We start from the raw sequence: 20,388 nt of genomic DNA on the forward strand, positions 1-20,388 counted from the left end.
TCTCTGATATGATTGAGTTTACCGCTCATCCTTCATCCTAGCTTTGGTCAGGTTTGACGCTTTTCGGCGAAGGTTTGACAATCTTCGCGCGCCTTTCGTTTTCTTTTTCCAGTGCCGCCATGGTTTCACGGTTCTTTTCGGCAAGGTTTGCAGACCGGGAATAGTGCCGCGCCATGGACGGTGTTTTCTGCCCCAGAAGGTCCGCGATGCGGCGTTCATCCAGCCCCGCCTCGCGCAAAGTCGTGGCGACCGTGTGCCGCAGACCCTTGAGGGTCAGGCCTTTTTCGATAAGGCCTTCATTCTCAAGGGCGGATTTGAAACGGTGCCAAACAGTTGAGAAGCCGTTGTAGGTCCAAGCTTCGCCGCGCGAATTGGAAAGCACAGTCTCGGCGTTATGGTCCGGCATGCGGTCAAGGGCTGCTTGCAGCGTCGGGCTGACCGGAATCGCAACCTCTTCGCCTGTCTTGCCGCGTACGCCCCAGATGGTGCCGCCATCGACCTGATCCTTCCGCAAGCGAAGCGCGTCGGACGGATCGAGGCCAGTGTTCATCATCAAAGCAAGCGCAACACGCACATGAGGCTTGGCTTTGCCCAAGGCAATATCGCGTTCTTCTATTGTCCAGGGGCGGTTAGCATAGGCGCGGTCGCGCGGGCGGCGTTTCGGAATGACGTCCTTCGCGAAGTTGGCGGAGATCAGACCCTTCGGGATGTTGTAGCGAAACACCTCGCTCAGTAGCGTCCTGACCATGTTCGCCCGCCGCCAGCCGATCTTCTTCGCGGCCTTGTCGTGGACGCCTGCAATCAACGGGGTGTCTATCACATGAATCGGTGTGCCTTTGATCGGCTCAAGGAAGTCAGCGCATTTGCGGTAGTCGCGCCGGGTGGCTTCGGCGAGGTTCTGGAAGTGCTCGGTCGCAAAGTAGGAATGGATCAGCCCGCCAAGGGTTCCGGCCTTTGGGGCTTTCGCCTTTTGAGCCTCGGCTATTGAACGAATTGTCTCGCATTCCGCAAAAAACTCGGCGGAGCCGATGGGCGACTGGGCTAGATCAATCTTATGCCCTGTTTCGCGGTGGTAGCATCTGGGTTTTCCATGCCGATCCTTGAAAATCTTGAACCCTTTGACACGAATTTGGGTCATCCTAGTCGATCCAGGATGGTTTCGCGGGTATCTGTGACCAACCCGGATTTCACATCATCAATCCAAAGATCGATATCGCGGCGATCCCAAAGAAGCGTCCCTTGCTTAAGTTCAACGGGTCGCACAGGGCATGCAGTCTTGAAGTGCTTTATTGGCAGGCCCGTATAGCTGGCCGCTTCTGATTGTTTGAGCATCCGCTTGTCGATCACGCTGATGTTGAGATTGGTCGTACCCATGTCACTTCCTTTCCCCGCACCCATGATTCGACATCAAGTCATCAGTCGATTTGACCTTTGTGGCCTTCTTCCGAAACCTTTCCCATCCGCTCATAGTAAGCATTTTGGTTTTTGCCGAGATTTCAACGAACTCCAACCTGCCATCATTCATCAGAGCGCGAATTTGCGCCGCGCTCAACCCGACCATGCTTCCAAGTTGCTTTGGAGAGAGTAGACGTTCTTGGTTCAATTTCAGCCTCGTACACTAAATATGAATGGAATCGCTTGTTCCGCACCTTCTGACGTGTTCAGATAGCATTATCTAAATTTTACTGTCATTTTGTGCAGTTTCGCTCAAATTGACAGTCGGGTCAATGGGAACCTTGCATGGTGCGGGATTTAAAGGCTGTCTTCTCGGCAATGGGTGCTCGACTTGCGATCGCGCGCAACGAAGTCGGCTTGACACAAACCGCCATGGCGGACGCGATCGGCGTCTCACACCGCGCCTATCACAGCTACGAAAAGGGCCAACGCGGCATGCCTGTAGAAGCCTTGGTCGCGATTGCCGATAAATTCGATGTAGACGCAGCATGGATCCTATTGGGCACAAAATCTGTCAGAGCAGCTCATGACTTTGACGCGCTAAAGAGGATCGAGATTTCGCTCGATCAACACCTCACAGACGAAAACATCAAAATTAAGAGCGAGAAACGCGGAGCAATCGTAGCTCGCTGGTATCAGTCACACGTCGAAGGCCGTGAAGTCAGTGACGATGACGTGCACACATGGATCGAGTTGGTAAGGGAGTAATCTGGTGAACAAGGCAAGCAAACGCTGGAACATGTTGCGGCATTCGGTCTTGGAGCGCACTCGCCGCGAGGTGATTGAACCCTTTGGGCTGCTTTACCTGATCTTCCTGGGAACCAGCGTGTTCTACTTGATTGGCTTGGGTCGACTATTATTGGCACAACAGTCTGCCGAATACTCGGTTTTTGCTGCCATCCAGATTTTTGCGATCGCCGCAGCTGGCTTGGCACTTCCATTTTTGACAGGTGCGGTGCTGACCCTACGCGCGGCCGATCGAAAACTGGAACGTCTCCAACGCGGGTGAACCGATGGCTTTCGGCGTCTTCATCCACCGCAGCGACTCGATCTACGACGACATTCCCTCGCAGCGGTATCAGTTTCCGAAGCAATACCTCTCACGTGCCCAACAGTGCGAAGGGGATTGGATCGTCTACCTGGAGCCAAGCAAAGTCAAAGAGACCAAAGGGTACTTTGCTGTCGCCAAGGTCCAGGAGATCATTCCGGATCCTAGGAAACCGGACATGTTCTTGGCCGTGATTGAGCCGGGAACGTATCTTGATTTCGGCGACCCAGTTTCATTCCGGGACGAGAATTCAATCATCGAAAGAGGATTGCTGAACGATCAAGGTAAGATATCCGGGCGTGCGCAAGCCGCAGTAAGAACCCTTTCAGCTGAAGACTTTGCCCGAATAGTCGAACGTGGCCTTGGACGAGATGAGGACATCCTGCCTCGCGTGGGCGACACGATGCAAATGCCAGGGTTTCAAGATGCTCAAACACCTTTCCAACACATGCCTGCTCGGGAACGAGTCAACCAGCTGACCAATCGCGCGGTTCGCGACCGCAACTTCAGAAAGAACGTCCTGCGCGCCTACGGCGAACGCTGCGCCATCACCGGTCTACGTCTGATCAATGGCGGTGGCCGAGCTGAAGTGGAAGCCGCTCATATCAGGCCTGTAGAGCATGACGGTCCCGACATCGTTAGCAACGGGCTCGCCCTGTCCGGGACTGCACACTGGATGTTTGATCGCGGTCTCGTTGGATTGGCAGACGACCTGACCATTCTGGTTTCACGTCAGAGCAACGACATTCAGGCCGTGACATCGATGATCAACGCGTCCGGCAAGATCTTGGTGCCGGACCGCCTCGCCAACCGGCCAAGGGCAGAGTTTGTAACCTGGCACAGAGAGAATTGTTTCAAGCAGTAACGATACTGAACCGGACCTTGGTGCAAAACGCAGCTAACGTCCGGAAAGAGCCCAAATTGACCAATGCTGCGGCCAGGATCAAGGGACGTGAACTGTTAGAAGCTGCCATTCAAATCTGCGGATCAACGGTTTGCGAGTGAGAGATTACGTTCCGCTCAATCCCCCAAAAGTTTCACGCGGCGGCAATGAACTTGGGGACAGGCAAAGATCGCTTCCGATGCCATATGCGCAAGATCGAAACGAGATGAACACAGCGCATAAGCGCGAAATACGACGTTTCGCTCGGCTCTGAGGCTCCGAAAGCGCGGGGTTTGACTCCTGCTCTGTCAAAAGAATCCTTGACCAGTTCCAGTATCAGCACTAGTAGAAATGAAACGTCGTTTTGCTGCATGAAACATCAAGGTGATAAAAGATGGGATCGCCCATGTCGCGGACCCGCAAGCCAACCAACAGTTAGGGAGGAGCCTGACATGATGAAAGATAACGGAAAATTGACGCTCACTGCGGGTCTCGCAGCCGGTAGTCTGGTCATTGCCACGTCTGCCTTCGCCGAAGGCGAGGTGGTGTTTTCGTCCTGGGGAGGTTCATTCCAAGATGCGCTTCGGGAGTCCATGCTGGACCCAGCGGCGAAAAAGCTGGGTCTTACCATCAAGGAAGACACGACAAACGGCATTCAAGACGTGCGTGCGCAGATCACCGCGGGTGCGGTTGCCTGGGACATCACCGAACAGGCGTTGTCCGACTGCGCCCGTTTGAAGCAAGAGGGGGCGCTGGAACCCATCGACTATGGCGTGGTCTCGACCGATGGCATGCCGTCCAGTCTTGTGGACAGCGAGTGGGTTGGCATGCTGACCTATTCACTGGTCATCGGCTGGCAAGCAGAGAAGTTTGGTGAGAACGGCCCACAGTCCTGGGCGGATTTCTGGAACACCGAAGCCTTTCCCGGAACGCGCGCGATGTTCAACTCGGTGTCGCATGCGCTGGAAGCGGCATTGATGGCGGATGGTGTCGACCCGGCGGATGTAAACACCGTTTTGCGGAGTGAAGGCGGCGTAGACCGGGCCTTTGCCAAGCTTGAGGAGATCGCGCCCGATATCACGGTCTGGTATCGGGGTGGGTCGCAAGCGGCGCAGTTGATGGCAGATGAAGAGATTGACTTCATTCATATCGGCAACGGCCGCGCAGAAGCGCTGAATGCCGATGCAATTACGGTTGGGTATACCTGGAACCAGGCCACGACCGATGCGGACTGCTTATTGGTGCCCAAGGGCGCGCCAAATCACGAAAACGCCATGCGGGTTCTCAATGAGATGCTGTCGGCCGAAGCGCAGGCGCGCATGGCGGTGGCCATCTCCTACGGCCCTGTGAATGCGCATGCATTTGAAACCGGGCTGATCTCGCCCGAACTGGCAGCCAAAAACAATGCCGCCCCTGACAATATGAAGACCCAGGTGGTCATTGACGCGAGCTTTTACGTCGAAAACTTCGCAGAACTGCAAGAGCGGTTTGACACTCTGGTTCAGCAGTAGGTCCAAATTGATGCGCTCCAGTCCTTCATCCGATCCGGCAGAACCTTTGAACGTCCTTTTCGTTCACGGCTGGGGGTGCGGATGGCAAGACTGGAGCGACGTCTCCTCGCTTCTGCCGGACAGTGTCCACATTGGCCTTGCCAGGCTTCCCGGAAGTCCTGATGCCGTGTCGTTGGAGGGAGCGATCAGTCTCAGCGACTGCGCGGCCCATGTGATTGCCCAGGCAAATGATCTGGGTTTTGATCGCTTTGCCCTTGTCGGGCACAGCATGGGTGCCCGGATTGCCATTGAACTGGCTGCGACTTGGCCAGGACGCGTCTCTCATCTTCTTTTGCTGGATGGCAGCAACGTTCCTGAAGACCCCGAAGAAGCCGTTGCGCGTCTGGCAGAGCAGCTTGGTCAGAAAGGATGGGCGGAGGCGGCAGTCGGTGGGATGATGGTCAACAACCTCGATCCAGATCAAAAACGTGATATTGTGAACCGGGCTGCGCAATATCCGGCAGACGTTTTGAAGGCGTATTACCATGCGATGGCTGCATGGGATCGCGATAAATTTGTTCCGGCCATCGACCGGCTCACCTGCCCGGTCACAATCCTGCAATCAACGTCGCTGGACGAACACGAAGTTCGCCGATCGGCGACGACCCACCCCGCATCGCTTTGGCTGGATGCCTTGCGCGCGCGGGTTCCCGGGGCGGTGATCAAGCTGGTGCCGAATACCGGCCATTTCATCATGTACGAACGGCCGCAACTGATCGCCGACTGGATGGAAGAGACATTGCAGGTCAACCACGGCGTTCACCACGAAAAACCCAACCAAATAACGAGAGAATATCAAGGGAGAAACTGACATGAAAAAAGTAGAGAGAAAACTGTCGCTTGCGACCAGCCTCGTTGCCGGCAGCCTGGCAATGGCTGCGCCAGCCTTCGCCGAGGGCGAGGTGGTGTTTGCATCCTGGGGCGGGTCCTTTCAGGACGCATTGCGCAGCGCCATGCTGGAACCTGCCGCCGGCGCGCTGAATGTCACGGTCAAGGAAGATACCACAAACGGTATTCAGGACGTGCGCGCACAGATCACAGCGGGTGCCGTCGCCTGGGATGTGACCGAGCAGGACTTGCCCTCGTGTGAAACACTCAGCCGTGAGGGCAGCCTTGAGCCGATTGATTACTCGATTGTCGACACAACGGGCATCCCCGAAGAGCTGATCCACGAAAACTATATCGGCTTCATCAACTTCACCAAGGTGATTGCGTATCGCAAGGATGCCTTTGGCGACAATGGTCCGTCCAACTGGGCAGAGTTTTGGGATCTGGAAAACTTCCCAGGCAAGCGCGGCATGCACGGCAAGGTGAACTACAACCTTGAGGCCGCCCTTATGGCCGACGGTGTGCCGATGGCCGATATCTACGACACATTGGCCACGGACGAAGGCAAAGCGCGCGCCTGGGCCAAACTGGGAGAGATCGCACCAGAGGTCACCGTTTGGTATCGTGGCGGGTCGCAGTCCGCGCAGCTGCTGCGTGATGGAGAGGTGGACGTGATCCACATGGGCCATAACCGCGTGGAAAGCGTGATCGCATCCGGCATTGAAGTCGCCTATGCCTTCGATGGAGGGACGATGGATGTCGACTGTCTGCTGGTGCCCAAAGGTGCCCCGAACAAAGACAACGCCATGCGCCTGATCAATGAGCTGCTGAGTGCCGAAGCGCAGGCACGGCTGGCGGTCACGATGCCGCTGGGCCCGGTGAACACCGGTGCGTTTGACACTGGTATTATCTCGGGAGAGATGGCGGTTAAGGTCAACACCCATCCCGACAACTACGGCAAGCAGCTTCTGGTCGATCCGAACTTCTACATCGGCCAGCTGGGTGAGTTGACTGAAGAGTTCGACACTCTGATCCAGCAATAATCCATCTGGGCGCAGCGCATTTGGCACTGCGCCCACTTTTCAAGTCAGGAGCTAGCATGTCCTCTGCTACCCAATCCCTTCCCATCGACATATCCAGCCTGTGCAAAGCCTACGGATCAGTCAAAGCGCTCGATGATGTATCGCTGAATATCGCTGCAGGCGAATTTCTGACACTGCTTGGGCCGTCGGGCTCCGGCAAAACGACGCTCCTGATGGCGCTGGCCGGATTTGTGCGTCCTGATGGCGGGTCGATCCGGTTTGGCGAACGCGAAATGATTGCAACGCCGCCGCACAAACGCGGCCTTGGCATGGTTTTTCAAAGCTATGCGTTGTTTCCATTCATGACGGTGGCTGAAAACGTAGCCTATCCGTTGAAAATCCGCGGAGTTTCCAAAAGCGATCAAAAGACCCGCGCCGAGCGTGCGCTGGATACCGTACAGCTGGGCGGCTATGGGGATCGGCGCATCACCCAATTGTCCGGCGGCCAAAGACAGCGTGTGGCTCTGGCCCGCGCCATGGTTTTCGAGCCGCAGATCATCCTGATGGATGAGCCCCTGTCCGCGCTCGACAAAAAGCTGCGCGAGCACATGCAAATTGAATTGAAGGCGCTCCATCAAAAATTGGATGCAACGGTTGTTTATGTCACCCATGACCAGCGCGAAGCCCTGACGATGTCAGACAGGATTGCGGTGGTCAATCATGGGCGGATCGAGCAGGTCGAAACACCTGAACGGTTGTATCGCCAGCCTCAAAGTTTCTTTGTGGCGGATTTTATAGGTGAATCCATTTCGGCGCCGGTGAACGTGGCCAATAGCACGGTGCATCTTGGCGAACGCGTGCTGAAATCCGACTTGCCCATTGCTCCGGGGAGCGGTGGCCATCGCTTGGTGATCCGGCCCGAATTGCTCGAGGTCACTTCGGGTGCGGTGCCTGAAACAGCCAATGATTTGTCCGGCCGGGTTAACGACATCATTTATCAAGGCGACAGCGTGCTGGTTCTCGTGCAGCACGAAAGCGCTGGCGAGATCAATGTACGCGTCCCTGCCAATCGCGCGGGCCAAACTGGTCTGCCCTCCAAGGGAGAGCAGATTGGCCTTGCCCTGCATCCCGAAGATACAATCATCGTACCGGAGCATGTATCATGAGCATCGCCGAGCCCTTTGGGGACGCTCAGACGCTTCAGAACGCAAGCACGCTCAAATCCGAAGAACGCCGCGAGCGTCTGACGTTTTTGGGGCTTTCGATGCCTGCGGTTCTCGCAATTCTGATTGTCGTGTTTCTGCCGATTTTCTGGCTGTCTTCGCTCTCGTTTTACAACGCGGCAGGTGAACTGAGCGGCGAGAACTATGCGCGCATTTTCAATAGCGCGCTTTATCGGCGGACCTTTGTTGTCACCTTTCAGATCAGCATTTCCGTGACGGCTATTTGTGTCCTGCTCGGATATCCGCTGTGCTACTGGCTGACCAGGATGCCGAATAGAATGGCTGCCATTTTAATGGTTTTCGTACTGGTCCCGTTCTGGACGTCGGTTCTGGTGCGGACCTACGCCTGGCTGGTGCTGTTGCAGCGCAACGGGATCATCAATTCGTCGCTGATGTCGCTCGGCATCATCGAGGAACCGCTGCAACTGGCGCACAACCTCACGGGGTCCATCATTGGCATGGTGCATATCATGCTGCCGTTTCTGGTTTTGCCGCTCTACGCCACCATGCGCAACATTGACACCGACCTGGTTCGGGCCGCTGTGGGGCTAGGCTCTACGCCGCGTGGGGCATTCTGGCGGGTGTTTTTCCCGATGTCGCTGCCGGGCCTTTTTGCCGGCATCGTGCTGGTCTTCATCCTGTCACTTGGGTTTTTCGTAACGCCTGCTTTGCTCGGCGGTGGCCGCGTGCAGATGCTGGCGCAACGGATCGAAAGCACGATCACAGTCTATTCCAATTGGGGGGCTGCATCCGCATTGGGCGTTGTCCTGCTGCTGCTGGCACTGGCGATGATCTGGCTGATGAACCGTGTGTTCGGCCTCGACAAACTCTTCATGCGCTGAGGATCTGAAAATGGAACAAGTCGGACAACGTAAAATTGACGGTCTGTGGCTGACGGTGGTCGGTATCGCGGTGCTGTTTTTTCTGATCCTGCCCACGCTGATCGTGATCCCGATGTCGTTTTCGGGGGCCTCATTTCTGGAGTTCCCGCCAACGTCGTTCTCGTTCCGCTGGTACACGGCCTATTTCACCTCTGCGGAATGGATGAGCGCCACGAAGACCTCTCTGATCGCGGCAGTGTTGACCACGGCGATCGCGACGCCTTTAGGCTCTCTTTGTGCCTATGGGCTGCATTGCTCCACCCCACGGATCAGGAACACTGCGCAGATCCTCGTGATCATGCCCATTGTGGTGCCGGTAATCCTGATCGCCGTCGGCGTGTTCAGCCTTTATGCCAAGCTGGGGCTCAATTACACGCTGACCGGTATTGTGATCGCCCATACCGCGCTGGCGCTGCCGTTTGTAATCGTGACCGTGATGTCGGGTTTGCAGAACTATGACTTCGATCAGGAGCTGGCGGCGCGCAGCCTGGGTGCGTCCCGAGCTTACGCGCTGTGGACAATAACAGTACCCCAAGTCAAATTCTCGATCCAGACCGGGGCCTTTCTGGCCTTCATCACATCGCTGGATGAGGTGGTGATTTCGATGCTGGTCTCGGGCGGAGAGAATGCCACGATTACCCGCCGCATGTTCAACTCGCTGCGCGATCAGCTTGATCCGACCATTGCCGCGATCTCGACCTGCCTGATTGTCGTGTCAATCACGGCGCTCATTGGGGTTCAGTTGATCGGGCGGGGAAAGGACAGGGCACATTAATGCGTTCCTTATCTTTCGCCAAACTCAACCCGGATCTGACGGGCGGCCTCAAGGACTGCCGCGCGGTAGCCTTCGACGGCATCCTCGCCAAAGCGCACGCGCAGACCCGACAGGCTGACGGCACCCACCAGTTCGTCCTCGAGCCCCAGAACCGGAACAGACAACCCGGCAACGTCCGGATCACGTTCGCCAAGGCTGAGATAATACCCCGCCTTGCGGATGCTGCTGGCCTTTTTGCCTTGCCCGATGGAATAGGCGTCCAGAACCTGGCCCGACGCGCCCATGCTCAGCGGAATGATCTCGCCCTCCTGGACATGATCGCGCGCAAGCCTGGGCGAATTGACACGGTAGAGGCAAACGCCGGAGTTGCCGCGTTGCACGTAAAACGACGCGCTCTCTCCCGTCGCCTTCACCAGCTCCGCCAGCACCGGGCGTACAATAGGCCCCATGCGCAGGTTTTGACGAAACACGGATCCCAGGCGCCACAAAGACGGCCCGAGGTGAAACAGGCCTTCGGCGTCGCGGGTGATATGGCCAAATTTCTCAAGCGAGACGCTCAGGCGCAGGATTGTCGCTTTGTTGACACCACTGCGGTCCGCAACCTCTTTCAGAGAAAGCCCCGTATCTCCGGGCTCAAAGCAGTCCAGAACACGCAATGCACGTTCTACCGCTTCGACACCACCTGTTGTGTCCGAGGATCGGGGCTTGTCGGGCATAGGCAGACCTTTCGACGTAATACCGTGACTGTTTGTAGCCAGTTCGGACGCAATTGGAAATCGCAATCAATGAAAGCATCCGGCAATGAATAACGCGCAGAAACGATTGATGATAGATGGATTTGCTGGTCTGCCATTTGGCGAGGTTGCGCAATGCGAGGCAGGCGATGTCGGGGTTTTGGGTGTTCCAAGCGACGTCGATCGCGGACCGCGTTCCGGCGCCGCTTTGGCACCGGATGCGTTGCGCAGGATGACCGGGCAGCTTGGAACCGATCTGCCTGTGAGTGGCCGGGATCTGGGAAATCTGGACCTGTTGGGCGATTGGTCCGGCGCATTGAAACAGCTCGTGACACAAATGGTGGATCACGACGTTGTGCCGGTTGTTCTGGGGGGCGCGTCAGATGTTGCCTCGACAGTGCTGGGGGCCTTGCCTGATCTGCCGGTTGTCGCGGCCATGCCACTGGCCCGACAGGATATCGCGGCGCGACCAGCAAACACAATCTGGGTGGGGTTGAACGGTGGGCAACCCGCCTATGTCTGGGACCAGATCAGCCAGCGCGCGATGGTCTGGCGCACCGCCCGGCAGTTGGATGAAGGGCGCGCCGACACTGTTGATATGCCCGAGCGTGCGGTTCTCTGGATCGACATATCGGTCATTGATCTGGGGCATGCAGCAGGGTGCGTCGGCCTTAATCCCGGCGGGATGAAACCCGAAACGCTTGTGTCTGTCATCGGGGCCATGTCCTGTCGCTGGCAAGCGATCGTGATCACTGGCCTTGCGCCTGCCCGCGACACGCGGGGCATGTCGGAACTGGCGGCCATTGAAACCCTGAACGCGGCATTGCGTCATGGGTGATGTGGCGCAGATACAGTTTGATGCGATCCCCAGCTTTTTGGGCGTACCTGTTGGCGATCTGGAGGATCTCGTGCCTGGGCAGGTCGCGATAGCAGGATATTTTTGTGACAATCTCGACCGACCAACGCCAGAGCAACGCTACCTCGCGCGGCAGTTGCGATACGCCTACCGGCCTGGAACGGCACCCGCGAAGGCCATTGATCTGGGGGATGTGAATGTATTCCCGCTTGAGCCGGACAAGCATTTTCCCGCAGTGATCTCGCAATGCGAGGCGGTTCTGGAAACCGGCGCACGCATGGTTCTGGTTGGCGGCGATTCCAGCGGTCTGGAAGCGCTTGGCATCGCGGCACAAAAGATCACGGGTGCGGACGTTCCTGTGGTTTCGGCCACAGAGGGCATTGCGGGCGATCCGTCCCACACGCAACCGGTCGTCCTGTCCGTGGATTTGCAAGAGCTTGCGGCCAATTGGATATCGCGACCGCGTCACTTGGCCGGGCTGTCGCCCGCACAGATAATCGCGCAAATCGACGCCACCCCAGGCAATGTCATCGCCGCCGCAGTTTTTGGGCTTGCCCCGGCCTTGGATAGTCGTGGCCACACTGAGACCCACGCTGCACAGGCAATCTTGCAGGCGGTGACTGAGCGCCTTGAGAAAGGAGCAGGCTGATGCCTTTACGTTCGGCCCCATTGCCGCGCATGGCAGGGCATCTGTCGTTCATGCGCGCTCAGACCAAAGCAATCCGTGATGTCAGGCCCGGCGATCTGGCGGTGCTGGGCGTCCCGTTCGAAGACACCAGCGCGCCACATGCCGGGCAATCGCTGGCGCCGCGCGCCTTGCGTGAAACCTCGGTCTATTTCGGCTGGCACGCAAACCCGCAATTCAGCCACCCGGTTGATATTGATGCACGTCAGGATATCAGTACCGACGGTCTGCACCAGCGGCTCTGTGACCTCGGAGATATTTCGCCGGGGTCTGAGGACGCGATCCACGCGGCATTGGGGGCGGCAACCCGTCAGATCAGCCGCAATGGTGCCTGCGCCGTCATATTGGGTGGGTCGGATTGCCTGTCCGAGACAGTGCAAAGCGCGCTCCCTGAGTGTCAGACAGCGCAGCTTGGCGGCACGCCAAATGATGCGCGCGATTTTCAGATAGCGCCCTTGCCAAACGGCGGGGGCACGGCCTGCAACCCGGATACTGCCGCGCAGCTTGCAGCATTTTCCAAATGGCGGGATGTCTCAAAGCCGCTGTTTGTGCGGTTTGATCTTTCCGTGTTTGAAACATCGCTCAGCGCGTTGTGTGACCGGCCCCGGTTGGGGGGCTGCGATCTTGAGACCGTGGTGCAATGGCTTGAGCTTTTGGGACAGCACGAGGTCAGCGCCATCATGTTGACCGGTCTGAACCCGAACAGGCCCGGAATGGGTGTGGTGAAGGTTGGCCAACGACTTATGGTCACGGCTCTTCTGGCATTTATCTATGCGCGCCTCGGATTTGGGATTGATCATCCGGGTCGCCTTACTTCCAAGGAAAATGTACTGACATGACTGCAGCGATTACAACGTTCCACCCACCTCTGACTCAACCGGGATATCGGCTGTTTGATGGGCCTTTACGCGACGTGGCCGACGTCAGTGCGGACCAGATCGGCGTGGTGGGCATGCCGAGCGACTGGACACATTCCAGCCGTCTTGGCACCAGGTTCGGCCCCGAAGCATTGCGCAGGGCGACAACTCTTCTGCAATCCATTCGTCCGCAGGGGGCCAGTTTTGATCCTGACACAAGCCGCCGTACTGTGCCCGCAACCGATTGGTTGATCGATTGCGGGGACGCAGAGATCACAGCGCAAGACGTTGATGCAACGACACAGGCCATCGCCGCAATGACCGAAGCGCTGACCGTTGCAGGCGCGATCCCTCTGGCACTGGGCGGCGATCATTATAACAGTTTTCCAGCCTGTCTGGGGTATTCCCGTGGGCTGGCCAAACGCGCACCAAACGCGCGTTTTGGGTATATCCAGATCGACGGTCATCTGGATTTCTCCGACAGGCTGGGCGCATGGGGCAGCCACAACCACGCAACCAATGCCCGCAGGGTTTCTGAACTGCCCAACATTGATGTGTCCAATATGGTCTGGGTCGGCATCACGGGCTGGGTTGATGGCGGCGATCTGGCCCTGATCGAAGAACAGGGGGGGCGGGTGTTTTCAGCTGGCGATGTGCAAAAACTGGGCGCGGCCGAGGTGATGCGTCAGGCCTTTGCCCACGCCATGCAGGGATGCGATGAGCTCTATCTGTCGATTGACATTGATGCGATGGACGCCGGTTACCTTCCCGGCACAGGCTCCATCGTGCATAGCGGCATTACACCGCGTCAGTACTACGACCTGCTGGATGGGTTGGCCGAGGCCCCCTTGGGCGGGTTGGATATTGTCGAGGTCTCACCTCCGCTTGATCCTTCAGAGCGCACGGAGTTCCTTGCGGCGGAAATGCTGTTCCGGGTCCTGCGCCGTTTTCGCACGCGACCGGTGTAGGAGCTATGATGAAATATTTCGGCACCCGGCAACTGGGTGGGCTATCACATGACGGACAGATCCTTGCCCCGGCAACCCGGCCCTGGATCACGGATCTTTCAGCGCTTTGCCCTTACGAGGGTCTGCAACCCGGTAACCTCCCGGAATTTGAACGTGACCCGGATTGGGACAACTGGGCGCTCACGGACAGCCCCAAAGACCCGACCAAACGCCTGAACTGGCATGTGTTTCAACAGGGAGGCACCCGGTATCTGGTGGCCGACCGGATGCTAATGAGCCGCATCAGCTGGCAGGATCTGGACGATGTCGGGTATGTCTTTGGCACAGAGGTGTCGATTGATGGCAGGCAGTTTCGCTGCCGGTTGCTTACTGGCGGTGATACGCCCCACGATGACCCCTATCAGGGTGCGACCGGGCCCAATGAATGGGATACGTTGGTGGGCGGCGCTGCGGTAGCGAGCGCGCCTCAGCCGGACCCGGCCAATAGTGCAGCACCGCTTAGCCCGGATCATCTGAATTCCACCCATAACAGTCTGTGGAACTGGTTCGGGGCGGTCAGCTGGACCGCCGAACCCGTCGCCAATCGAGCCGATGGGCGGGTATGCCGGGGCTATCATGGCCCGACCTTTTTTTACGTGAACACTGTCGACCACCGGCATGAAGATATCGGGTGGCGACCAGTTCTTGAGGAAGAGCTATGACTACAGACCCCTTTCCCAACTATATCGCCGGAACATGGGCCGCTGGCAGTGGTGCTGTTCCAAACCTCAACCCATCCGACCTGAATGACACAATCGGGGATTATGCGCAGGCTAGCGCCAACCAGGCCGCCCAGGCGATCGAGGCCGCCGCTGCCGCCCTTCCGAAATGGCGTGCGACATCGCCACTGGTCCGGTTCGAAGCACTGGACCGCATCGGGTCGGAAATCCTTGCCCGTGTGGACGAGCTGGGCGACATGCTGGCCCGCGAAGAGGGCAAAACCCTGTCCGAGGCCAAGGCCGAAGCACATCGCGCCGGGCATTTGTTCAAATATTTCGCGGCTGAGGCGTATCGTGCTACGGGCGACGCTTACCAATCTCTGCGCGAAGCTGTGTCGCTTAAGGTTGTGCGCGAGCCCATTGGCGTTGTGGGCGTGATCACGCCCTGGAATTTCCCGCTGGCGATCCCGGCATGGAAAATTGCACCCGCTCTGGCCTATGGCAATACGGTCGTATTCAAACCTGCCGAACTGGTGCCCGGATCGGCCTGGATGTTGTCCGACATCATTGCCCGTGCGGGCCTGCCCGAGGGTGTGTTCAACCTTGTGATGGGCAAAGGCCGTGAGGTCGGGGAGGCGATCGTGACCCACCCCAAAGTTTCTGGGGTCACGTTCACCGGCTCCACACCTGTCGGTCGCAATATGGGGGCGGCGCTGTTCGCCCGCGGAGCCAAAATGCAGCTTGAAATGGGGGGAAAGAACCCATTGATTGTGCTGGATGATGCGGATCTGGACCTGGCGGTTCACTGCGCTTTACAGGGTAGCTTTTTCTCAACCGGCCAACGATGCACGGCTTCTTCCCGCCTGATCGTCACTGACGGTATTCACGACGCATTTGTTGACCGTCTTTGTGCGGCAATGAAAGATCTCAGGGTCGGTGATGCGCGCGCGCCGGACACGCAAATTGGCCCGGTGGCCAGTGAGGCGCAGTTGGCCATTGACAAAAGCTACATCGAGGGTGCTGTGGCTGACGGCGCAACACTTGCCGCAGGAGGCAGCGATGTCAGATTGAATACGCCCGGACATTACCTTGCTCCGGCCCTGTTTACCGATGTGTCACCACAGGCAGCCGTGGCGCGTGACGAAATCTTTGGACCTATCGCTGCTGTATTGCGTGTGCCGGACTATGATGCTGCCCTTGCCACCGCCAACGACTGCGAATTTGGATTGTCTGCGGGCATCGTCACGCGGGATGCGACCAAGATCGACCATTTCTCGCAGCACGCTGAGGCAGGTATGATACAGGTCAATCTGCCCACCGCAGGTATGGATTTTCACGCGCCTTTTACAGGCCGAAAAGGATCCTCTTATGGCGCGCCGGAAAAAGGCAGCTATTGCCGCGAGTTTTTCACCGCAGCAAAGGTTGTACACGAGGGGCGCGGACAATGACGCAGGCACCTTTGAAGGGCATTCGCATTCTTGATCTGACCAATGTGCTGGCCGGTCCGTTCTGCTGTCACCACCTGGCGCATTTGGGGGCCGAAGTTGTCAAGGTTGAGGCCGCTGGGCGGGGCGATCTCGCCCGCCAACTGGGGGCCGACCCAGAGCTGAACAAGGCCAACATGGGCGTGTCCTTTCTGGCCCAGAACGCGGGAAAGAAATCGGTCACAGTCAACCTGAAGAACGCACGGGGCCGGGAGATTTTTCTAAAACTCGTCGAAACGGCAGATGTCGTGGTGGAAAACTTTCGGCCCGGCGTCATGACGCGCCTCGGCGTGGGCTACGAGACCCTAAAGGAGGTCAATCCGACGCTGATCTACTGTGCCATCTCCGGCTTTGGCCAAGAGGGCCCGTGGGTTCACCGCCCGGCCTATGATCAGATCATCCAGGGCACCTCGGGTGTGATGTCGATCACTGGCGGTGGCGAAAGCGCGCCATTGCGGGTTGGATATCCGGTGGCAGACACCGTGGGCGGTATCACCGCAGCCTTTGCGATATCATCTGCTCTAAACGCCAATCCGCGCGGTACGTTCATTGATGTTTCGATGCTGGAATCGGTGCTGGCGACAATGGGCTGGGTGGTGTCGAACTATCTGATCGCAGGCGTCAATCCGACCGCCAACGGCAATGAGAATCCCACTTCGGCGCCTTCCGGCGCGTTTGAGGCCGAGGGCGGGTTGATCAACATCGCCGCCAACAAGGACCAGCAATGGGAGCTTCTGACTGACCACCTGGGTTTGGCCGCGCTGCGCGAACGTCCTGAATATGCCACGCGTGAGGATCGCAAACGCAACAGGCTGGCTCTGAAAACAGAGCTTGAGGCCGTGTTAAAGACCCGACCACCGCGCGACTGGGCCAAGGAGCTCAATAGTATCGGCGTGCCCTCGGGAGCGGTTTTGACAGTACCGGAAGTACTGGAAATGCCGCAGGTTGCAGACCGCGGATTCCTCGGCCAGTTTGAAAACGTCCCCGGCGTCGGACGAGACATTCAGGTCGCCACGACCGGGATCAAACTGGACGGCAGTGCGCCCACCGTCGATGCGCCACCGCCCACATTGGGGCAGCACAACACTGAAATCTGGAGTGAGTTGGGGCTTACACCGGATGACATTGAAAAACTGGCAAAGGATGGCGCGATATGACGACCCCCTCAGATCGCAAAGATGCCGATGACATTCGCCACTGGTGGCGCACCGCAATAATCGACATGGCGCCAGGGCGGATCGCCTTCCGCGGTCACCCGATCCAGGACCTTATAGGTTCTGTTAGTTTTGCTCAGATGATTTGGCTCATGGTGCGGGGCGATATGCCCACGCCAGAACAGGCGGCACTTTTTGAATGTGCGCTGGTGGCGGGCGTGGATCATGGCCCGCAGGCGCCGTCAATTGCCGCTGCCCGTATGGCCGCGACCTGCGGGCTGGGGCTCAACAACGTCATTGCCACTGGGGTCAACATGCTGGGTGACGTGCATGGCGGCGCCGGTGAACAATGCGCCGAACTATATTTCGACGTCGCCAAACGGATCGATGACGGCGCTGAACAGGAAGCTGCCGTCCGCGACGGTATCGCCGCTTGGCGTGCGGAAAATGGCAAGATTGTCTCCGGCTTTGGCCACCGTTTCCACAAGCCCGTCGATCCCCGCGCACCGCGGTTGATAGCATTGGTACGTGAGGCCGCAAAGTCTGGTACGGTGGATGGGCGGTTTGCCGACATCGGTGAGGCGGTTCAGGCGGAAATCGGACGCAAGCGCGGCACTGAGATCGCGATGAATATCGATGGGGCCACAGCTGTTATCTTTTGTGAGCTGGGTTTTCCACCCCCGCTCTCTCGTGGTCTGTTCTGTCTCTCCCGCTCGGTTGGCGTCTTGTCTCATGGCTGGGAGCAGATGCAGCAGGGCGGCCGCAACAAAGGGCCATTGCCACCGCGCTTTCTGCCGGAATACATTGGTGTTAAGTCGAAAAGCTGAGCCGATGGACATTGATGGCGCCAACGCCGTAATTCACACCGAACTTGGCATTGATGCCCCTCTGGCGTGTGGACTGTTCTGCCGGTCTCGGACAGTGGGCATCCCGACACGCGCCTGGGGGCAGACCCGCCAAGTAAGTCGGAACAAAGGTCCATTGTCTTTGTGTAGTCTTTAAACGTATTTCAATCCAAGTAAAAAATAAAAAGGTTTTCGCGCTTGTTCTGACGTCAGCGAAGCACACCAAGCTGCCATTAGTGCAAGCGCCGCGAATTCACACTTTGTCCCGCAGAGCAGTCATCTATCGCGGGTGCCCGAATGACTGATTTCTCCGCATGCGCACCCTTCGTGGAAATCGCGGACATGTTGCGGATTGCCGCAGGGCGAATTTCTGTTTCTCCCTAAAAAACCTTCTGACCACTCCAACATTTTCAGTTAGCTATCAGGGCACGTCCTCGGCTTTAAGCTGATTGGGGGGAAACACCCGAAATTGAGCTCGGATCATGATTTCCGATTCACGTTGTATTTAGTCAAATGGAGTTCTCAAGCACTGCTTTTATCGGCAAAAACAGTCGTTTCGGATCATCCGCTGGGTTCAACGGGCGAAATCCTAGTTTTGTATAAAACGCCATGCGTTGCTCAAAGCGTTCGTCTTCAAACACATCCAGTATCACTGCCGCCGCGCCGATGGTTTCGGACACCTCCAGCGCCTTTGCCAAAGCATCGGCCATGAGCGCCCCGCCTAGCCCTTGTCCCTGCACGGTCAAGTCTGTTGCCAGCGCCGCCAGGTAGATAGCCGGGATCGGATGGCGCTCTCGACGTCTGGAAAGGGCCGGAGATGCCTCCGCCTCCACCGAATGGGCTGACAGGCCGTAAAAGCCAACCACGCGCCCCTCGGCGTCCGCAGCGCACCAGACCCGCAGGCGGTTGGCTTTGATCTGATCGGTGATGCTTTCCTTGAACCAGCGATCCATCCCGGCCACGCCACAAGAAAAAGCCCCGCGATCATGCGAGGCCTTGTCGAACCGCTCAACTCGAAATTTCGGGTTAGTCATCTGCGATCAGCTCACGTCGTTTGGCGAACAGATCGGCCAGTGCGGCATTTGGCTGGGCGGGTTGGTCAATGGCGTCCGCAAAAGCTTCGAACGCTTTCGTGGGCAAAACGCTCCTGTGCTGCGCGGCTTCGATGTCCTGCGCGGCACGATACGCGACCGATGTGATAAAAGTGCTGGCGTCCATCCCAACAGCCAGTGAGGCGCGTTCAATCGCATCCAAAACGGATGGTTTGAGACGCAAATCCTTGCGATGTGACTTCGGCTCACGCAGGGCCGATGTGGTGTCCTGAACCTGAATCATGGTGATCTCCTTACTGCGCTAAGTTAGCGTACAATGTACGTACAAGTCAAGGTTGGTGCGCGCGGAGAGTTAAGGGGGGCTTTACAGTAACTGAAGGCGGTGATTTTCGCGCATTTTGGGGTGAAAATCCATGTGAAGTAATCATCCCTATTTCTTGCCATCTTCCTCCGCCATTTTTTCCCTTATTTTTATGGCTCTGCGGGATGGGATGAAATTGCCTCCAATCTTCACCCATTTTGCGCCCTGGAAGTGCAGACTGAAATCGGTACAAACGCTGTTCCTGAGACCGTATCAAGAGCAGCATTTTCCCTCCAATCGTGCGCAGAACGGACTAGCCTTTCCAAAGCATTCTTCTGCACCTCCCATGTTGCGCTCCCCAGTGGCGCGGGTGTTCGGGCAGGCAACCAAAATCCCAAGTGTTGGCCGTGGCGCACGGACGGCACAAGACGTTCCAGAGGAGGCATGCCTTCGCGGGAAAGCCTGTCATCCCAATCTCGAACGAAACAGATACCCCTTGGAACGAATGTCAGTTGATGTCGATCGTGGGGAACGCCGGATTGCCCTTCATCAGGCAAATCCGGCGCGGACCCGCGCCCATGTTCTTTTCTAAGTTCTTGTTTTCTATTCGGGGGGCGATCCTGTCCCCCTTTGCTGGACAAACCTGTCCGGCTTTGCGGACAAGAATGCCCCCCTTTGGCGCGTGACAACGGGACAATCTTGTCCCCCTCACGACGACGAATTGTAGCGCGTTTAAGAGCGGTCTCTGTCGGGCGATAGCGAGATGATTTACCCTTATTCGTGCCGCGCTCAATGGTCATGTAGCCAGCCGTTTCAACCTTGTTCAGCGCACGTTTTACCGATTTCGCATGTTTGCCGATAGCCGCACCAATGGTTTCAAAGGAAGGGTGACTTTCACCTGTTTCGTGATCAGCATGGGCCAGAGCAAGATAGAGGGCCACACGCAGCGCGTTGTCATCAAGGTCGTGATCCGTGACCATTTCTAGCAGATATTGGAGTTTAATTTTGCAGAACGGTAATGTGTCAGACATAACGCCCTCCCGCAAATTTGTCAGCGCCTGTCAGCCCTTGGATACGGTTTGACAATAT

At 57.4% G+C, this 20,388-nt stretch carries 23 protein-coding genes; 17 read left to right on the forward strand and 6 right to left on the reverse strand.

The annotated features are described in order from the left end of the window. Positions 1 to 37: 37 nt before the first annotated feature. Both GOV38_RS09205 and GOV38_RS09210 read right to left on the reverse strand, forming a co-directional pair. Positions 38 to 1,138, reverse strand: coding sequence for a tyrosine-type recombinase/integrase (locus GOV38_RS09205; RefSeq protein WP_171101177.1), 1,101 nt, complete (start codon positions 1,136 to 1,138; stop codon positions 38 to 40). Continuing rightward, positions 1,135 to 1,374 (reverse strand): hypothetical protein, encoded by a 240-nt coding sequence (locus tag GOV38_RS09210; protein ID WP_035257715.1) that lies wholly within the window; start codon positions 1,372 to 1,374, stop codon positions 1,135 to 1,137. The genes GOV38_RS09205 and GOV38_RS09210 overlap by 4 nt, the downstream gene beginning before the upstream one ends. A gap of 366 nt (positions 1,375 to 1,740) precedes the next feature. Here GOV38_RS09210 and GOV38_RS09215 point away from each other — a divergent pair, with 366 nt between their 5' ends. From GOV38_RS09215 to GOV38_RS09255, 9 genes are all read left to right on the forward strand, one after another. Further along, the gene (locus GOV38_RS09215; protein WP_051588083.1) at positions 1,741 to 2,163 is read left to right on the forward strand and encodes a helix-turn-helix domain-containing protein; all 423 of its coding nucleotides are present in this window, start codon (positions 1,741 to 1,743) and stop codon (positions 2,161 to 2,163) included. Positions 2,164 to 2,167: 4 nt separating this feature from the next. Continuing rightward, positions 2,168 to 2,464, forward strand: a complete 297-nt coding sequence (locus tag GOV38_RS09220; RefSeq protein WP_171101179.1) for a hypothetical protein — start codon at positions 2,168 to 2,170, stop codon at positions 2,462 to 2,464. A 4-nt stretch (positions 2,465 to 2,468) separates the two neighbouring features. Continuing rightward, positions 2,469 to 3,368 carry an HNH endonuclease gene (locus GOV38_RS09225; RefSeq protein ID WP_171101181.1) on the forward strand — a complete coding sequence of 300 codons (900 nt, stop codon included), beginning with the start codon at positions 2,469 to 2,471 and terminating at the stop codon, positions 3,366 to 3,368. A gap of 470 nt (positions 3,369 to 3,838) precedes the next feature. Then, positions 3,839 to 4,897 carry an ABC transporter substrate-binding protein gene (locus GOV38_RS09230; RefSeq protein ID WP_171208880.1) on the forward strand — a complete coding sequence of 353 codons (1,059 nt, stop codon included), beginning with the start codon at positions 3,839 to 3,841 and terminating at the stop codon, positions 4,895 to 4,897. A 10-nt stretch (positions 4,898 to 4,907) separates the two neighbouring features. Continuing rightward, positions 4,908 to 5,747 carry an alpha/beta fold hydrolase gene (locus tag GOV38_RS09235; protein ID WP_171212989.1) on the forward strand — a complete coding sequence of 280 codons (840 nt, stop codon included), beginning with the start codon at positions 4,908 to 4,910 and terminating at the stop codon, positions 5,745 to 5,747. Between the two features lies 1 nt (position 5,748). Then, positions 5,749 to 6,807, forward strand: coding sequence for an ABC transporter substrate-binding protein (locus GOV38_RS09240; protein ID WP_170361253.1), 1,059 nt, complete (start codon positions 5,749 to 5,751; stop codon positions 6,805 to 6,807). Between the two features lie 56 nt (positions 6,808 to 6,863). Further along, positions 6,864 to 7,952: an ABC transporter ATP-binding protein gene (locus GOV38_RS09245; RefSeq protein WP_171101187.1), complete on the forward strand. Its 1,089-nt coding sequence runs from the start codon at positions 6,864 to 6,866 to the stop codon at positions 7,950 to 7,952. Then, positions 7,949 to 8,851 (forward strand): ABC transporter permease, encoded by a 903-nt coding sequence (locus GOV38_RS09250; protein ID WP_171101189.1) that lies wholly within the window; start codon positions 7,949 to 7,951, stop codon positions 8,849 to 8,851. Before GOV38_RS09245 ends, GOV38_RS09250 begins: the two co-directional genes overlap by 4 nt. A 10-nt stretch (positions 8,852 to 8,861) precedes the next feature. Beyond that, on the forward strand, positions 8,862 to 9,665 hold the full coding sequence (locus GOV38_RS09255) for an ABC transporter permease (protein WP_171101191.1): 804 nt from the start codon (positions 8,862 to 8,864) through the stop codon (positions 9,663 to 9,665). Between the two features lie 8 nt (positions 9,666 to 9,673). On the opposite strand, the gene GOV38_RS09260 is transcribed toward GOV38_RS09255, so the two are convergent. Then, positions 9,674 to 10,381 carry an IclR family transcriptional regulator gene (locus GOV38_RS09260; protein WP_171101194.1) on the reverse strand — a complete coding sequence of 236 codons (708 nt, stop codon included), beginning with the start codon at positions 10,379 to 10,381 and terminating at the stop codon, positions 9,674 to 9,676. Positions 10,382 to 10,466: 85 nt separating this feature from the next. Here GOV38_RS09260 and GOV38_RS09265 point away from each other — a divergent pair, with 85 nt between their 5' ends. The 8 genes from GOV38_RS09265 to GOV38_RS09300 are packed head-to-tail and all read left to right on the forward strand — an operon-like array spanning position 10,467 to position 17,928. After that, positions 10,467 to 11,237 carry an arginase family protein gene (locus tag GOV38_RS09265; protein WP_171101196.1) on the forward strand — a complete coding sequence of 257 codons (771 nt, stop codon included), beginning with the start codon at positions 10,467 to 10,469 and terminating at the stop codon, positions 11,235 to 11,237. After that, positions 11,230 to 11,904: a hypothetical protein gene (locus GOV38_RS09270; protein ID WP_171208879.1), complete on the forward strand. Its 675-nt coding sequence runs from the start codon at positions 11,230 to 11,232 to the stop codon at positions 11,902 to 11,904. The genes GOV38_RS09265 and GOV38_RS09270 overlap by 8 nt, the downstream gene beginning before the upstream one ends. Next, positions 11,904 to 12,779: an arginase family protein gene (locus GOV38_RS09275; protein ID WP_171101200.1), complete on the forward strand. Its 876-nt coding sequence runs from the start codon at positions 11,904 to 11,906 to the stop codon at positions 12,777 to 12,779. The genes GOV38_RS09270 and GOV38_RS09275 overlap by 1 nt, the downstream gene beginning before the upstream one ends. After that, the gene (locus GOV38_RS09280; protein WP_171101202.1) at positions 12,776 to 13,765 is read left to right on the forward strand and encodes an agmatinase family protein; all 990 of its coding nucleotides are present in this window, start codon (positions 12,776 to 12,778) and stop codon (positions 13,763 to 13,765) included. Before GOV38_RS09275 ends, GOV38_RS09280 begins: the two co-directional genes overlap by 4 nt. 5 nt (positions 13,766 to 13,770) lie before the next feature. Next, a complete protein-coding gene (locus GOV38_RS09285) occupies positions 13,771 to 14,466 on the forward strand; it encodes a hypothetical protein (RefSeq protein ID WP_217352078.1) in 696 nt (231 codons plus the stop codon). After that, a complete protein-coding gene (locus GOV38_RS09290; protein ID WP_171101206.1) occupies positions 14,463 to 15,911 on the forward strand; it encodes an aldehyde dehydrogenase family protein in 1,449 nt (482 codons plus the stop codon). The genes GOV38_RS09285 and GOV38_RS09290 overlap by 4 nt, the downstream gene beginning before the upstream one ends. Continuing rightward, on the forward strand, positions 15,908 to 17,104 hold the full coding sequence (locus GOV38_RS09295) for a CaiB/BaiF CoA-transferase family protein (protein ID WP_171101208.1): 1,197 nt from the start codon (positions 15,908 to 15,910) through the stop codon (positions 17,102 to 17,104). The genes GOV38_RS09290 and GOV38_RS09295 overlap by 4 nt, the downstream gene beginning before the upstream one ends. Further along, a complete protein-coding gene (locus GOV38_RS09300) occupies positions 17,101 to 17,928 on the forward strand; it encodes a citryl-CoA lyase (RefSeq protein WP_171101210.1) in 828 nt (275 codons plus the stop codon). Before GOV38_RS09295 ends, GOV38_RS09300 begins: the two co-directional genes overlap by 4 nt. Positions 17,929 to 18,455: 527 nt before the next feature. On the opposite strand, the gene GOV38_RS09305 is transcribed toward GOV38_RS09300, so the two are convergent. From GOV38_RS09305 to GOV38_RS09315, 3 genes are all read right to left on the reverse strand, one after another. Beyond that, a complete protein-coding gene (locus GOV38_RS09305) occupies positions 18,456 to 18,980 on the reverse strand; it encodes a GNAT family N-acetyltransferase (RefSeq protein ID WP_171101212.1) in 525 nt (174 codons plus the stop codon). Continuing rightward, on the reverse strand, positions 18,973 to 19,281 hold the full coding sequence (locus GOV38_RS09310) for a DUF1778 domain-containing protein (protein ID WP_171101214.1): 309 nt from the start codon (positions 19,279 to 19,281) through the stop codon (positions 18,973 to 18,975). The genes GOV38_RS09305 and GOV38_RS09310 overlap by 8 nt, the downstream gene beginning before the upstream one ends. Before the next feature lie 227 nt (positions 19,282 to 19,508). Continuing rightward, complete coding sequence (locus GOV38_RS09315) at positions 19,509 to 20,330, reverse strand: helix-turn-helix domain-containing protein (protein ID WP_171101216.1); 822 nt, start codon at positions 20,328 to 20,330, stop codon at positions 19,509 to 19,511. Positions 20,331 to 20,388 lie beyond the last annotated feature (58 nt).

The organism is Ruegeria sp. HKCCA5839, from assembly GCF_013035585.1.
GTDB lineage: Bacteria > Pseudomonadota > Alphaproteobacteria > Rhodobacterales > Rhodobacteraceae > Ruegeria.

Bases quoted from the DNA above. Each gene is read 5' to 3' on its own strand.
- GOV38_RS09255 (WP_171101191.1), top strand. From the start codon at position 8,862: ATGGAACAAGTCGGACAACGTAAAATTGACGGTCTGTGGCTGACGGTG.
- GOV38_RS09235 (WP_171212989.1), top strand. From the start codon at position 4,908: ATGCGCTCCAGTCCTTCATCCGATCCGGCAGAACCTTTGAACGTCCTT.
- GOV38_RS09225 (WP_171101181.1), top strand. From the start codon at position 2,469: ATGGCTTTCGGCGTCTTCATCCACCGCAGCGACTCGATCTACGACGAC.
- GOV38_RS09275 (WP_171101200.1), top strand. From the start codon at position 11,904: ATGCCTTTACGTTCGGCCCCATTGCCGCGCATGGCAGGGCATCTGTCG.
- GOV38_RS09315 (WP_171101216.1), bottom strand. From the start codon at position 20,330: ATGTCTGACACATTACCGTTCTGCAAAATTAAACTCCAATATCTGCTA.
- GOV38_RS09215 (WP_051588083.1), top strand. From the start codon at position 1,741: ATGGTGCGGGATTTAAAGGCTGTCTTCTCGGCAATGGGTGCTCGACTT.
- GOV38_RS09295 (WP_171101208.1), top strand. From the start codon at position 15,908: ATGACGCAGGCACCTTTGAAGGGCATTCGCATTCTTGATCTGACCAAT.
- GOV38_RS09205 (WP_171101177.1), bottom strand. From the start codon at position 1,138: ATGACCCAAATTCGTGTCAAAGGGTTCAAGATTTTCAAGGATCGGCAT.
- GOV38_RS09310 (WP_171101214.1), bottom strand. From the start codon at position 19,281: ATGATTCAGGTTCAGGACACCACATCGGCCCTGCGTGAGCCGAAGTCA.
- GOV38_RS09305 (WP_171101212.1), bottom strand. From the start codon at position 18,980: ATGACTAACCCGAAATTTCGAGTTGAGCGGTTCGACAAGGCCTCGCAT.
- GOV38_RS09270 (WP_171208879.1), top strand. From the start codon at position 11,230: ATGGGTGATGTGGCGCAGATACAGTTTGATGCGATCCCCAGCTTTTTG.
- GOV38_RS09230 (WP_171208880.1), top strand. From the start codon at position 3,839: ATGATGAAAGATAACGGAAAATTGACGCTCACTGCGGGTCTCGCAGCC.
- GOV38_RS09245 (WP_171101187.1), top strand. From the start codon at position 6,864: ATGTCCTCTGCTACCCAATCCCTTCCCATCGACATATCCAGCCTGTGC.
- GOV38_RS09260 (WP_171101194.1), bottom strand. From the start codon at position 10,381: ATGCCCGACAAGCCCCGATCCTCGGACACAACAGGTGGTGTCGAAGCG.
- GOV38_RS09265 (WP_171101196.1), top strand. From the start codon at position 10,467: ATGAATAACGCGCAGAAACGATTGATGATAGATGGATTTGCTGGTCTG.
- GOV38_RS09285 (WP_217352078.1), top strand. From the start codon at position 13,771: ATGATGAAATATTTCGGCACCCGGCAACTGGGTGGGCTATCACATGAC.
- GOV38_RS09300 (WP_171101210.1), top strand. From the start codon at position 17,101: ATGACGACCCCCTCAGATCGCAAAGATGCCGATGACATTCGCCACTGG.
- GOV38_RS09290 (WP_171101206.1), top strand. From the start codon at position 14,463: ATGACTACAGACCCCTTTCCCAACTATATCGCCGGAACATGGGCCGCT.
- GOV38_RS09280 (WP_171101202.1), top strand. From the start codon at position 12,776: ATGACTGCAGCGATTACAACGTTCCACCCACCTCTGACTCAACCGGGA.
- GOV38_RS09250 (WP_171101189.1), top strand. From the start codon at position 7,949: ATGAGCATCGCCGAGCCCTTTGGGGACGCTCAGACGCTTCAGAACGCA.
- GOV38_RS09210 (WP_035257715.1), bottom strand. From the start codon at position 1,374: ATGGGTACGACCAATCTCAACATCAGCGTGATCGACAAGCGGATGCTC.
- GOV38_RS09240 (WP_170361253.1), top strand. From the start codon at position 5,749: ATGAAAAAAGTAGAGAGAAAACTGTCGCTTGCGACCAGCCTCGTTGCC.